This window comes from Pantoea sp. EKM20T (assembly GCF_011800485.1).
GTDB classification, from domain to species: domain Bacteria; phylum Pseudomonadota; class Gammaproteobacteria; order Enterobacterales; family Enterobacteriaceae; genus Pantoea; species Pantoea agglomerans.
The window spans coordinates 43,164-56,297 of the sequence record NZ_JAALFW010000014.1; the positions used below are offsets into that span (position 1 = coordinate 43,164).

Genomic DNA, 13,134 nt, shown 5'->3' on the forward strand with positions numbered 1-13,134 from the left:
GCGGTACGCCTCAGCCTGATCGCCCTGCCTGTCGTATTGTTGAGGCGGTCATCTGCGATCGCAGTTCAACCTACTGCAGAATATCAGGAAATAAATCCTTCAGAGAACCCTCCGGGTTGCACCATCCAGCCTGAACCATGATTTGGATTAAGTCAGATCACGGACGTAAGAACAGTCAAAATAAAGTTTATCAGTGCATTTTTTTTATCCATACGATTCGTGCTATGCGCAAACTGTGCTGGATTTAAGCGGGTGAGATGGGTATTCTTTTCAGAATTCGCCGGGCGGCGATCCTTTTTAGATCCTTATCGAATACTGTGGTGGTTGACGATGAGGGTTTGCAGTAAACCTGTGGCCGATCATGCGCGGCGCGGGAATGAACTAACCGGATAGGACGTATCCGCAAAAACGTCCAGGGTATGGAGTCCGCGTTTCATCGGGCTCTGAATGCAAAAACCCCCTGAAATCTGTCTCAACTTGGCGGAAGACGGCAGAAATCAGGGGGTCCAAAAGCAGGCGCAGCGCCTGTGAAGGATTATAACGCATGCTATTCATAAGACAACCCCTGTCCGCCATAAGTACGGGACAGGGTGAATGACCAGATTTTAATCGGGTTAAACCGCCCGACTTCAGAAAATGACAGACGTCGCCGCGGCGATCATGATGTCACCTGCAAATGTCCTGATCCGCAGTGGTTCGCACCTGACGGCTATCGCCCGCTTCCGGGTGAATTTGGCCATGCCATGCGTCGTCTGGTCGTCAAAGAGAAGGCCAGCGGTAAGTGGAAGCTGCGTTTCCGGCCGTCACTCCATCCTTACTTCACCCAGTACCGTAAAGCTGCGGGTCGTGATCGGCACTTCCGGCCGGAACGGCGTGCGCTTATCGATGCAATATTCCCTCTGCTTGTTCAGCGTGCCGACATGGCCACCTGGGTTGTGACTGTTAATGTCAGCCGACTTGCCGGTGAACTCAGCCCGAAAGACAGTGATGGCCATGTCATCCCCGAAACCCGGGTTGAACCCTGCCGGCTGTCGCGTCTGTTCCCGGAGCTGGCACGATTTGGCCTGATTGAAATGCCCGACCTGGAATGGGACCCGGTCGAACAGTACTGGATGCCCCGGCATATTATTCTTACCGAGCGTTTCTGGCAGCTGTGCGGTGTCAATATGGATAAGCTGCTGCTGCAGCGAAACCTGCGCATCGAAGCTGAAGAAGAAGGCATTCTCGAACCCGGCACGCGTGATTCCGTTCGTGCTGCCCGCCGGCGCTGGTATGAAAAAGCCCGCATAGCGACATTGCTCAGCCGGCGTGAGAAAGCAGTGCGGGAGAAGCGTCGTAATAAGCTGGGCAGACTCCCTCTCGACGAACGGCGCAGCGCGATGGCCAGCTGGCTCATCCGCTCGCGGCCGAATCACGAACTGATTAATCTCGATGCCGACAGTTTTGATCGCCTTGTGTGGCAGCATCTTAACCAGCTGGAGCTGGGACTCGGCTACGAGCCTGCGCCTCCCGACGTCGTTCACTGACGTCTCTCCGTCTGATTTTAACCGCCTTGACTGGCGGTAAAGTCGTTTGCGTCGTCTGCAGAACACCCCGGTTTTGCGCCTGCGGGCATGAACTTCCGGCACTCTGACCTGCGTGAACTCAGTACTTTTAGGTGCTGATTTTTTTTATGCACATTTACCCGCAATCGGAAAGTTAAGCTTAGCTGCAAACGAGTCTGACGTTACCCGCAAGACATTCCTGACCTTTGGTCAGTAAAGAAATAATCAAAAAGAAAATAAGGTTTTCAGTCCGGCCATGCTGTGGATTAATAAGGCCTTCGCTTGCAGCGGCCGCAGGCGTCCGCGCCGCTCAGAATCTGAAGTAGCTCCCGCCGGTGGCGGGCAGGGTAAAACCATTAGTTACAACACTCATATTGACGATATAAAACCACACTGAGCAGACCTGAACTCTCCAGCCCCTCTCAGCCCGAACCGGAGCAGACCTGAAGCTCCGAGTGCCCATTGACAGGCCGCCCCCGCCCCGGCCCATTGGGCCGGAACAGGAGTGGCTGTAATGGATGGTGTAACTAATCCTCTAAGTTTTACTGTTCACAGTGAACAGTAAAACCAAGACCCCGGAAATCACGCCCTGTACGTCGCTCTGCGCCGTCCTGCCCGCTCACCGGGGCTTCGGGATTAGGTAAACGTTATCGTCGCTTTGAGGCCGTCTGGCTTAGCAGGAAGGGGGTTGGGTAGCGCAATATATCAGCCCGTAACCGGCTGCGCCGGGCGTACGGCGCCGTCTGACCACTGTACCCTGTTCTGACATCGTCTGGCGCCTCCATGCCGCTAAAGCGGCATTGAGGAACTGTCTGTTAGTTGCTCACCAACTTCGTTCGCTGCATGAAGGCAGGAAATAAACGGGCTGAATGTCCGCTTTGTGCCAATGGCGAACATTATTACAACTAGTTCATTAAATCTTAGCTGGTTGTTAGAGCATTGAGCATAAGATTGCCATCCCAAGCTATCAACTTTTGAGATGGCTAGCGATCAAGCAAAGTAAACCTGTTCTCAAGTACTGCTGTGATAATTTCATAGGTTTCACTAGAGGCTTTGCTATCCGGCTCTCCATCTTGTTCTTCCAATGCATCAAGAAGAGATTCAAGCTGGCTAACTTGGCTGTGAAGCTCCCACAAAGCACAAAGCACCATCCACTGCCTATGTGTATAACGTTCAGATCTGATAGTTTGGTTGTACGCTTCCTGCACATCCGACATGCGAGGAAGTAGAATTGAGTTCGGATCGTATATGGGCTCAGGATTGATAGTTTTGATGTAATTGAATAAGAAAGCATCTGCTTCAGTTTGAGAATTAAAACCTGTAAGAATGGCTACCTTCTCGTAGTATTTTTTCTCATGCAAGGCTGCACTTAACAGGAGGTTTATTTTGTTTTGACCATCAAGATAAGATCTAATTATTGTTTTAATTTCATGAATATATTTCCGTAGCCGGGGATCATTAACAAGCGAGAGAGGCTCGTACGATGCCCTGCCATAGATGATAAATAACAAGGCTTCAGTGTACATACGCCCAATGTGCTGAACCTTATATGTTAAAGCTTCGCCCCAGCGATTTATTGATTTTTCAATTGGCATAGCTTCACGCAAATCATAAAGAATGTCGCAGGCTTTATCTACCACCTTGTCCCACTGATCTGCCTTTTTCTTTTGATCAACAATGGAACTTGCATAGTTCCACTGATCAAAGAGAAGTTCATAACTTTTAGCAAGTTGACGTGCCCGCTCTAAATCCTGTTGCTGATTAATAAACCATTGTAGATGTCTGGCCTGATCTGCGACCCTGTCAGAAATGAGTCTATGCAGGCTGTAGATTACCGGCGACAAATCCGGAAACGTCACACCAGCAGGAGATACCTGCTCTCTGTAGAGGCGTAATAACCCAGTAAGCTGAGCTTCATTTAAAAATGGACCAGAAAAGGTACCGTTTTTAGTCCGAAAGGCAAGAATTGGGCTTAGGTCACTCATTTCAAAAATTTCCTCAAAACTATTGGGTTAGTTGAAAAATTTAGTTTACTAATTTGTTTTATCGGACGTAGGGCGCCACCTGACTACTGTAACCTGCTTCTGACATCATCAGCCACCGCCATCCCACAAGGAGGTATAAACGCTATGCTAAGTTCAGGAGTTATCTAAATGTCTTACAATCTGTCCAGTAAAGAAAAGAGTGAAAGAGATAGAGTCAGCGTTGACCTTGCAGCTGCCGGAGTAGCCTACAAAGAACGGCTTAATATGCCGGTGATCCCGCATGAGGTTGAACTGCAGCAGCCAGCGGCGCTGCGTGAATATTTCCGTGAAAGAGTTGTTCATTACCGGCAGCAATCACAGCTACTGCCTAAAGGCACTGATGCTGTCTATCAGAAGGAAGCCAAAGAGTAGCGCCGAAAATACACTATGAAGGGTGACCGCTCTGCGTTTCAAGACTATCCACTATACAGGGGGATTCAGAGTTTATTGTTCCGTTTGAGGATATTGAGCACATAGTCGCTCCCCTCTTTATCTACGGAGTATTCGAGAAAACCGATATCCTTCAGCTGCTGGAGAGCCTTCTTAACAGTGGCATTCTGGTTACCCAGGTGTGATGTAAGCTGAAGCCGCTCACGCAGCCGGTCAAACCCAATCCGATAAAAGGTTGGCGGTAACTCAGCCAGGTAGAGATAGAGTGCCTGTGCAGACTCTTTTCGGGAAAGCTTCTGGAGTGCTTTAAGATACAACCTAGTTTTACCATCTACCCGGTACAGTGTATTGAGCTTAGAGTTTGGCTTGATGATGATTTTGCCGGTATGGCTGTCGTAGTAAGTCGATTCCACAAGGTGCATGTTGATGGTGATACGATCATCTGTACCGGGTACGCTCTTCACGAAACTTATATTGGTCCGGGCTATTCGGGTAAGAGACGCATCAAACCTGTCCTTCAGCTGCCTGTCGATGCGTTTTGTTTCGAAACCGCAGTACTTTGCGAAATCAGCAAAGTTGAGCTCCAGCTGATCGTCGTTATCGAGCTTTTTATTCGATAACGCATAGATAATACCTACCCAGACTTTGAAATCGGTATCCATGTCGAGTCGTGGACCGTAAATCTGAATCTGGTTGTAACCCTCGCCCTCTACAATGGACAGTCGTGACAGTGACTCTGTTGCATCAATACTGTGACTTTTCCTGCCGCCCTTATCCGTTGATTTCAGCGTGGGTACAAAGACGCCCAGTCGCAGCAAAACTTTAGGTTGTATTGTCTGGCGCAGAGTGGGCAGAAGGTGAATAACTTCACCTGATTCTTTGGATGTTTCCTCGATAATGAGCGATAACTTATTGTTTTCCATTAACAATTCCAAATATCAAAGTGAGTGCATAAGAACAGTATATTACCCGGTGCAGTGGATCAAATCTACCCGCTATAGTGTAGTTTGAACCCTGTATAGTGGATATCACACCCTTCACAGTGGATATACTTACCCGGTGCAGTGTATTGAATCAGGCTGAAATCGTTGCTATCAAAGGTCTCAGAGCGATCTTATTCCTTATTGATCTACCATTGATCCTCTAATGATCCTTTTATTTAGACTATCCAGTGGATAAATCGGATGGTAAGAACTTATGCCTAATCCTCAAGTGAAGATTCAACACGCTAATCCAAAGCACATACCTACTTAACGAACCTCCATACATACCCAGGTACACGATCAAAAAGTTTACCTGCTGCAAATTCAGCTTTTCGATGATCATAAGCCTGTGTCATGGCAAATCCTTCATCGTCGGGAATTTTATAGCTTAGATTCTCATAAACAGTCTCAAGGGTTTCAAGCGTATGGCAACGCCTGAATTTCATTAACCAGTCTGTTCTCGTCATATTTTTCCATTTTATTGTTGAATTATGTGAATCAATGATTTCCACATTTATCGCTGTCGAATTGATAAATTATTTACTTTTTTAAGTGAAGCAAAAATTAGCAACCTTAGTAAGATATAGTTATTATAATCCATATAAAACATAGTCTGTCTATATAAGGTTATAAACTTTGAAAAAATGCTGTCTGTTTCTTTTTATTTTACCTTTTTTTTCACAGGCTGATTCAGAAATCAGTGCTGGGTTTTCACCCGGGGGAACAGCCCAGGCTTTGATCCTCAACTTCATTCACTCAGCTGCCGATTCTGCCGATGTGGCGGCGTACGACTTCACCAGCGCACCCGTTGCAGAAGCGCTCAGTAAGTTGGCCCAGAGTGGAGTACGTGTAAGAATTGTTGCAGATGAAAAGAAAAGCCATGACCGCTGGTCACTGGTGAACAAACTGGCCTGTTCAGGTATTCAGGTAAGAACAGATGCACAGTACAGCATTATGCATAACAAGTTTATTGTGACAGGTAACAATGGCGTGCAGACGGGATCATTTAATTACACCTCATCTGCAGAGAAACGTAATGCCGAGAATGCGCTGGTTATAAGAGACAATCCAAATCTGGCTCAGCGATATCAGAATGAATTTAACCGCCTCTGGGTTGAGTCATCGCCGGTACAGTGCAATTATTCATGAACGACATGGGCAATATAATCTGCTTAGCGGACTGTATATGACAAAGAAAAAAGTTTATCCGGTTCACTTTACTGGTCAGCGGGGCCAGCAGGAGGCCTCTGAAGCTTTCCAGCAGAATGAAACATCCACCTGGCAGCGCTGGCTTAAGCATTCCCGGGACAATAAAAAAACTACAGTAGTGACCTGCAGGTGTCTGCCGGCAGAAAGCGATCCGATCAGAAGACGGCTGAAGGTTCATTACTCCCGTGATACCGAACGCTGCTGGCTATCTTCATATGCTTTCACGGGTAATGAGCATAAACCTGACTGCCGGTTTTATTCAGTGTGGTCTGATGAACGCCAGGCAGAGATTTATATGGGGGACGCGGTCCGTGCTGCAGCAGATGGCACCATTGTAGTGAGACTGCCCACGGGCCTCCAGAAAAAGGCACCTTCCGAGGGAAAACCGGCTGAAACCGTCTCAGATGACGAACCGGTGAAACGCAGACGGCGGCCCGCGATGAGCCTGCTGGGGCTTCTGCACCTGCTGTGGGAGCAGTCCGGTATCAATGTCTGGCACCCCGCTTTCGATAAAAAGAAACGCAGCCCTGGCTGGGTGAGCTGGCGCCTGCAGCAGACGGCTGCCCGTATCCGTATTGGCCGCGTGCCACTGGATGAATCCCTGTTGCTCATGGCCACGAAGGGCACTCAGCAGGTTATCGCTAACCGGGAACACCTGAGAGCGGCCGAAAAGAACAAAAGACGACTGATTGTCATTTCTGTGCTGGCTGGCTGGAGTGAGTCCGGTGAAGCACGACTGAAAACTATGGTGCCACTGGGGCTGTTTTCTGGTTTTCCTGACCTGGTTCTGCCGGAGGACGTGCGCCTGCGCCTGGGGAGGAGTTTTAGCCGCGAGCTGGGCGACTGGCGCCGGGGAATGAAGGTAGTAGTCATTGCGGAAACGGATCCGCCCGAAACGACGTTCAGGCACTTTGACGGACGCAACCGACCGTCCAGCTGCAGCACCGTCGTCGACATGGCGCTGATGACGGTCAGCCCACGCTTTATTCCGCTTGATTCCGGCTATGAGGGAACTGTGGAAGAAAAACTGTGGCAGGAAAAGCGCTCTTTTATCAAGCCTCTGCGCTACGACGGTGAGGAAGATGTCTTTCCGGATTTTGTGCTTAAAGATGTTCCTAGTGTGGATGCACTGCCGATGGAAGTGTTCGGCATGAACACGCCAGAATACCTGCAGCGCAGGCAGGTAAAAACCTCTCACTATGAGGCGGAATATGGGCCCGGGCGGTGGTGGTACTGGGATGCTGCTGCGAAGTCAGACATGCCTGCATTTCCCTGCGTCTGACACTGGTGTCTTTTAACTGCAGGGAGATAGGGCTGAAGTACCGTATCTGTTTACCCTGTGCCTGACAGGTTGTCAGGCCTGAACGCGGAGGGTATTGTTTAAGAAGCGTCAGGACGATAAACGAAGCTGAACATGCAGGAGCTGGCAGTGGACACGACTGAAGAACTCAATAACACCTATTTCTACGCGGGCAGACCGAACCTCACCGCTGGTGAGCTCTTTTTCATGATTTTCTGCGAAGAAGTCGCCGAACAGCTGGGCATCGATGACTTCGGCGCGATCGTGGCCATCCTGTCCGGACGTAATGTCCTGACTACCCGCACCAAACCGCGCGATGCTCTCAAGGGAACCTCCTATGCCTCACGGGCAGCGCGCAGAGCGTTCCCTGATGCCAAATTTCCCTTTGGCATCAAGCTCCCCACCATCGTAGGGGGATACCCGCCCCGGACCGCGCGTATTCTCTTTACGCATAAGCTCAGCACCTTTGTCGGACGGGCGATACCCGTTGTGGGCTGGGTGGTTCTGGCCAGAGACGTTGCCGATATCAGTTTCAATTCGGTCAGACTGTACAATGCCATCGCCCGCGGGGAGGATAAGATATGGTAGATGACACCCAGGCACGCGTAATGGCACTCATTGAGCCGTGGAACGGCCGCTCCCTGCTTACGTTCCGGAGAAAAACACTCACGCCAGAAATGTCGCTCAATCTGGACATGAAGCTCGACCCGGAGGACGCTGCGGAATGCCTTCAGAACGTCTTCGATGCGTTTGCAATGGATTCTGACCAGGTGACTTTCAGTCTCTACTATCCAAAAAACCCGCGTGAGGCCATCCCTCTTACTATCGGGATGCTGGTAGAGGCAGCGCGTACAGGTTATTGGTGTTACGACTGAGGTGCAGAGAGTCCACCCCTTACTTCCGGTAATCCTCAAGGACATCCTTAATGCTCACACTTGACTGCTCATCAAGGACTCAGACTCTGCTGACACTTTCTGCAGGTTTTTCCTTTAAAGTTCATGAACTTGAAGCGGTTCTGTTATCGTTAGATCTTGAACAAATTTATGAATCAGACCCTGCCATAAATGTTGACTCAAATTATTATCTCAGGGAATACGTTTGCGGGATGCTTGGCGAGCCACGACCGTTTACTTCTGCGTACTGGTTTCACGGTACCCGCACTTTTTCAGGTAATACCTTCCCAGGCGGGTTACTTTCACTCGACAAATCAGAATCAGTTGTAATGGATATGCTGATCAAACTGGCCCCCGATCAAAATATCAGTGGAAAAATGCAGGCTTGGAACAAAAAAATGGGTGTGCCGGATTCTATGTTTCAGCAACGCACAGCTGACAGGACACACTGGGGCCCATACGGCCATCTTATAAGGGAAGTTCATTTTCATGCTAATGAACTGGGATTAGGAGACTATGTCAGATTGCCGGAGCTGGTTGAGGACGTGCTCAACGCTTACAACGAGGAATATCAATGCGATCTGACAGAACATTATTTGCGGGTGTTGCATCCCTGCCTGGTCTGGTTCCTGGCAAAAATAGACAATAAAGAAAATACTCTTGAGACGGCGTTAAGCTATGCATATACCTCTGTGAGAAGACTTCCTCCCGGGCACGGGACCACGTCAGGCATTGATTGTAACGGATTATCCGTTCCATCAGAGCACGTTATAAAAGTTGAATTTCTCAAATAGAGTCTATTTATTTTTGACAACAAAAGGCCCTGGTAGCTAGTCGATTAACCTAGAAATTCATCCATTCTAACGCCAGAGTTGCCTGATAGATTACTAAAGCACGAAAATAGCCGATTATATTCCTGCAGGCTAACAATTTAATACACGTCAGCAGTTACTTTTCCGATGAAGGTTAAAAATGAAATTCTTAACGGATTTAAAAATGAAATACAGCGAAATGACCTCTGGCAGAAAAAATAAAGCTGTAACTGACGACAGCACTGAGCAGGTCTACGATGCACTGACCCCGGTGATAATGAAAGATGCCCGTACCGAAGAGTACTTTACCGCCCTGAATTACGCCTTCTCACAAAATCAGGTAAGAAACATAGCGGTTACCGGCCCCTACGGGGCGGGCAAAAGTACGGTGATTTTTTCTTATCTTGATGAACGGAAAAAAAACGATTTTATCAGTGTGTCCCTGGCCGATTTTTCCCTTTCAGGAAAGGACCTGGAACCGCCAAAGAATGCAGAAATTGAGCTGAGCATCCTTCAGCAAATTCTTTACAAAGAAGACAAGTCGACCCTTCCCGACTCACGTATCGACAGGATTCAGAAAAGAGACATAAAACACATTTTAAGCATCTTTTTTTCCTCATTCTTCATTGTGATGCCGCTGTTTCTATTCAGCCTGTCAGTCATGCCCAAAAAAATACTGTCTTATTTCGGTGCAGATGTGAAGACGCTTGCTTATGTCGAGAATGCGTTTCCGGAACGGTTAGGGATAAGTATGATACTGGCGTTAATTTCCCTTTTTTTTACTGTCAGGGTGGCCTCAAAAGCGGGCTTTTTTGACAAAAAGCTGAAGCTGAGCAAAATAGCCTTTCTCCAGGCAAGTGCTGACGTATCCGCGCAGGAATCCTCCTCACTGCTGAACAACTGCCTGGACGAAATCGTCTATTTTTTTTCCCGTTCCAGAAGCAAAGTGGTCGTGTTTGAGGACCTCGACAGACTGGGGAATTCTGACATTTTTGTGAAGCTAAGGGAAATAAATCAGATAATAAACAATAACATCAGAAATGAGCCAGTCAGGTTTATCTATGCATGCCGTGATGATATTTTTCTTGGTTCTGATGTCCGGACCAAGTTTTTTGACTTCATTCTGCCCGTCGTTCCCGTGCTCGACAGCCGGAATGCGTACACCCACCTCAGAAACAAACTGAAAGACTTCCCTGTCAGAGACAATGTCCTTCTCAAGCAGACTTCTTTATATATTTCCGACATGCGCTCTCTGAAAAACATCGCCAACGAGTACAACGTTTTCAGGAAGGTGGTTGATGAAAATAAAAATGAAGCGAAAATTTTTTCCGTCATTTTCTACAAAAATGTTTACGCGCAGGACTATAACCTGACCGACAAGAAGTCAGGGGTTCTGTTCTCCTATATAAATGATTACAGGTTAAGAACACTCCATGATCACTATTTTAAATCTCTGGATGAGGAAAAAGAAGAACTCGAGAAGAAAGTTGAACGACTAAAAAAAGAAACCGCATCATCAGCTGCCGATGTCAGAAAGGAAATTATCTGCAGATATATATCGGAAGCGATGTGGTCAGGGATTTATTTTTCCACTTCTCAACACCCGCGTTATAATAACAGTGTTTATTTTATACCCGAGCAGTTATATAAGAGTGAAGAAGATTTCCTGACTTTTTTTGGCAGAGGCAATGCTTGTTTTATCGGATATGATGAGCGGAGTTCAAATGGCTTCCGTGCTTTTCAGATAGATATAAGTGATGTTGTAGAAGAATACAAAAAAAGAACAAAGCTGGTTTCTTCAGACAGAAGGCAGGAATACCAGAAAACCGTTTCTCATCTGAACGATGTTAATGAAAAAGTACGTATACGGAATTCCATCACACTCGCCGAATTAACCTTGTTCATTGGTGAAAAAAAATTCACTGATATAGCCGAAAGCTACATAGAAAAATGCATCAGTCCGGATATTCTTGACGTGAAACAGCTTGAAACCCTGCGAACGGGCTTCCTCCGGGGGGGCTTTGAAGTTCTGTATTACCTGCTGACCAACGGCTACATCATGCAGGATTACATGATGTTCAGGTCAATCTTTCAGGAAGGGACCATTTCAGTTAACGATAACGACTATATCAAAGCAGTGGGACGCTTTACCGGGTGTAAAGAGGTAAATGACAGCTTTTCTCTGGACAGTGAAAAAGAGGTCATTTACGAACTGGCAGAGCAGCATTATATTTACCGTGAAGGTGCCCTGCATCATCAGATCGTGACTTACCTGATGAAGGTGCCCACTACGATAAATTCATGTTATCTGTCAGATATGATCTCTAAATTATTTGAAAATAAAGCGCATGAAGTTCTTTCCGTGTTCGAGGTTCTGGCATCCAAGTTTATCCACGGTGAATCCTTTAAGGACTTCATTATTTGTGCTCTCGAAAAAAACGGGTATCTGGACAAAATGCTGTCCTTTCTTCAGTCCAGTGAGCCTGCACCAGTACTGATAAAAATCATCATAAACATGATTGCGTTTGTGAAGCCGGTCACTTCCGATAATAAGGTAAATTACAGAAAGTTTGTTGAAGAGCAGGGATATGGTCTGATATCCCGCCTTGATGAAAATACGCTTCAGCCCTTTATGGATAACATCAGAGAACTCGGCGTAATTTACAGCGACGTTGAACTGCCGGGGAGCGATACTGAGGCACGGGCTTTGAATTATATCGTTGAACACCGTATGTACCTCTTCGATAAAGCCAACTTCAGGACCGTGGTCGCGGGTCTGCTCGCAAAGGATAACGTAACCTGTGAGGATGTGGATGCCCGTCCGCTCTCTCTCGTAACGGACAATGACTTATCGCAGGTGAAATCCCGTATTGATTCGAACAGTGATGTTTTCGTCAGAGATATGCTTATTGGTTCAGACGAGAACAGCTCAGTGATTGTCAACATGCTCCTTCATGACCCCCTGTCTGATGAGGCAAAAACGGAGATTCTGGAACAGATGCAGTTCACCGTGCCTGACCTGAAACCGTTCGGCGATGACTTTTTAAATACGGATGAGGGGCTGTCCTGGCGGGATCTGTTTTTCCTGCACGACCACGTGGAGCCACACTGGACGTCACTGCTTGAGTATCTTCAGCAGGAGTGTGACCAGGCGGTACTGAGCGGCTACATTGAGAGGCACGCTGAAGCTCTCGGCATGCAGCAGGTGGCTCTGACCGGCGACGGGGATGAAAAACTGTTATACGAACGAATCATCTGCGATGACGGTCTGAGCGATGCAGCGTATAAGGCTGTACTTCCTGTCCTGCCTGTAAATACCGATTTATGGGACCAGAATCTGAGCTCCGGAAATGTCCGCCGTATGATATTCAACAATAAACTCACTCTGGGGACAGGGTCTTTTTCAAAAGTCACAGAGCGGTTGGGCACACTCACTAACGGCGCCGTGTGCAAGACTTTACTGTTCTGGTTTACGCAGTTCAGGGAGGAATTTCTGACTGATTCAGAATACTACCTGAATTCTGATAATGATCAGACTTACCATGAATGTATGCTGGCCTCAATTTGTCGTTCTGCTGAGTTCACCGCAGCGGAGAAGGCCGCCCTTGTCTTAAATGGCTATGAAAATTACAGCGAGGACGTGCTGGAAAATTTAGGATTATCCGCTGAAGTCATTAAAAATATGATTCGCAACGCAGACAATGACGATCTGAAAATAAGCCTGATCCTGAGACTGTTAAAAACAGGTAACCCCACCAGAAACGACATGTCTGCCCTTGTGAACGTACTCAGTGAAAAGGAGTACAGAAAAGTATTTTCCCAGAAAACGGCGACCCTCACCCTGAAAAGCAGTTCCAAGGCCGAAGCCTTACTCGGTGCACTGCAGGGTAGCGGCTTCATTACCTCATGGTCAGCCAGAAGTGAGGGCAAGTATTTCGTCACCTGCAGCAGAAAATACTCTGAGGACGATGAGTAAAAT

At 47.5% G+C, this 13,134-nt stretch carries 11 protein-coding genes; 8 read left to right on the plus strand and 3 right to left on the minus strand.

Features of this window, described 5'->3' with window-relative positions; all coding sequences use genetic code 11:
- Nucleotides 1–590 precede the first annotated feature (590 nt).
- A complete protein-coding gene (repA, locus tag HFD94_RS19640; RefSeq protein WP_167433433.1) occupies nucleotides 591–1,526 on the plus strand; it encodes a plasmid replication initiator RepA in 936 nt (311 codons plus the stop codon).
- 1,001 nt (nucleotides 1,527–2,527) lie between these two features.
- Here the strand turns inward: repA and HFD94_RS19645 are convergent.
- The gene (locus HFD94_RS19645; RefSeq protein ID WP_167433434.1) at nucleotides 2,528–3,529 is read right to left on the minus strand and encodes a hypothetical protein; all 1,002 of its coding nucleotides are present in this window, start codon (nucleotides 3,527–3,529) and stop codon (nucleotides 2,528–2,530) included.
- A gap of 168 nt (nucleotides 3,530–3,697) precedes the next feature.
- Here HFD94_RS19645 and HFD94_RS19650 point away from each other — a divergent pair, with 168 nt between their 5' ends.
- On the plus strand, nucleotides 3,698–3,940 hold the full coding sequence (locus HFD94_RS19650) for a DNA polymerase III subunit theta (RefSeq protein ID WP_167433435.1): 243 nt from the start codon (nucleotides 3,698–3,700) through the stop codon (nucleotides 3,938–3,940).
- Between the two features lie 65 nt (nucleotides 3,941–4,005).
- Here HFD94_RS19650 and HFD94_RS19655 read toward each other — a convergent pair whose 3' ends face one another.
- Both HFD94_RS19655 and HFD94_RS19660 read right to left on the minus strand, forming a co-directional pair.
- Entirely contained in the window at nucleotides 4,006–4,881 is an 876-nt protein-coding gene (locus HFD94_RS19655) for a RepB family plasmid replication initiator protein (RefSeq protein ID WP_033781262.1), read from the minus strand.
- A gap of 323 nt (nucleotides 4,882–5,204) precedes the next feature.
- Nucleotides 5,205–5,408 carry an Hha/YmoA family nucleoid-associated regulatory protein gene (locus HFD94_RS19660; protein ID WP_167433478.1) on the minus strand — a complete coding sequence of 68 codons (204 nt, stop codon included), beginning with the start codon at nucleotides 5,406–5,408 and terminating at the stop codon, nucleotides 5,205–5,207.
- A 169-nt stretch (nucleotides 5,409–5,577) separates the two neighbouring features.
- On the opposite strand from HFD94_RS19660, the gene HFD94_RS19665 reads away from it, so the two are divergent.
- The 6 genes from HFD94_RS19665 (at nucleotide 5,578) to HFD94_RS19690 (ending at nucleotide 13,131) form a co-directional block, all read left to right on the plus strand.
- Complete coding sequence (locus tag HFD94_RS19665; RefSeq protein WP_167433436.1) at nucleotides 5,578–6,090, plus strand: phospholipase D family protein; 513 nt, start codon at nucleotides 5,578–5,580, stop codon at nucleotides 6,088–6,090.
- A 37-nt stretch (nucleotides 6,091–6,127) separates the two neighbouring features.
- A complete protein-coding gene (locus HFD94_RS19670; protein ID WP_167433437.1) occupies nucleotides 6,128–7,432 on the plus strand; it encodes a DUF1173 family protein in 1,305 nt (434 codons plus the stop codon).
- Nucleotides 7,433–7,579: 147 nt separating this feature from the next.
- Nucleotides 7,580–8,038, plus strand: a complete 459-nt coding sequence (locus HFD94_RS19675) for an STM2901 family protein (RefSeq protein ID WP_147788646.1) — start codon at nucleotides 7,580–7,582, stop codon at nucleotides 8,036–8,038.
- Nucleotides 8,032–8,325: a DUF1493 family protein gene (locus HFD94_RS19680; protein ID WP_147788645.1), complete on the plus strand. Its 294-nt coding sequence runs from the start codon at nucleotides 8,032–8,034 to the stop codon at nucleotides 8,323–8,325. Before HFD94_RS19675 ends, HFD94_RS19680 begins: the two co-directional genes overlap by 7 nt.
- A gap of 50 nt (nucleotides 8,326–8,375) precedes the next feature.
- Entirely contained in the window at nucleotides 8,376–9,137 is a 762-nt protein-coding gene (locus HFD94_RS19685; protein ID WP_167433438.1) for a hypothetical protein, read from the plus strand.
- A 202-nt stretch (nucleotides 9,138–9,339) separates the two neighbouring features.
- Nucleotides 9,340–13,131 carry a DNA-binding protein gene (locus tag HFD94_RS19690; RefSeq protein WP_167433439.1) on the plus strand — a complete coding sequence of 1,264 codons (3,792 nt, stop codon included), beginning with the start codon at nucleotides 9,340–9,342 and terminating at the stop codon, nucleotides 13,129–13,131.
- Nucleotides 13,132–13,134: the final 3 nt, after the last annotated feature.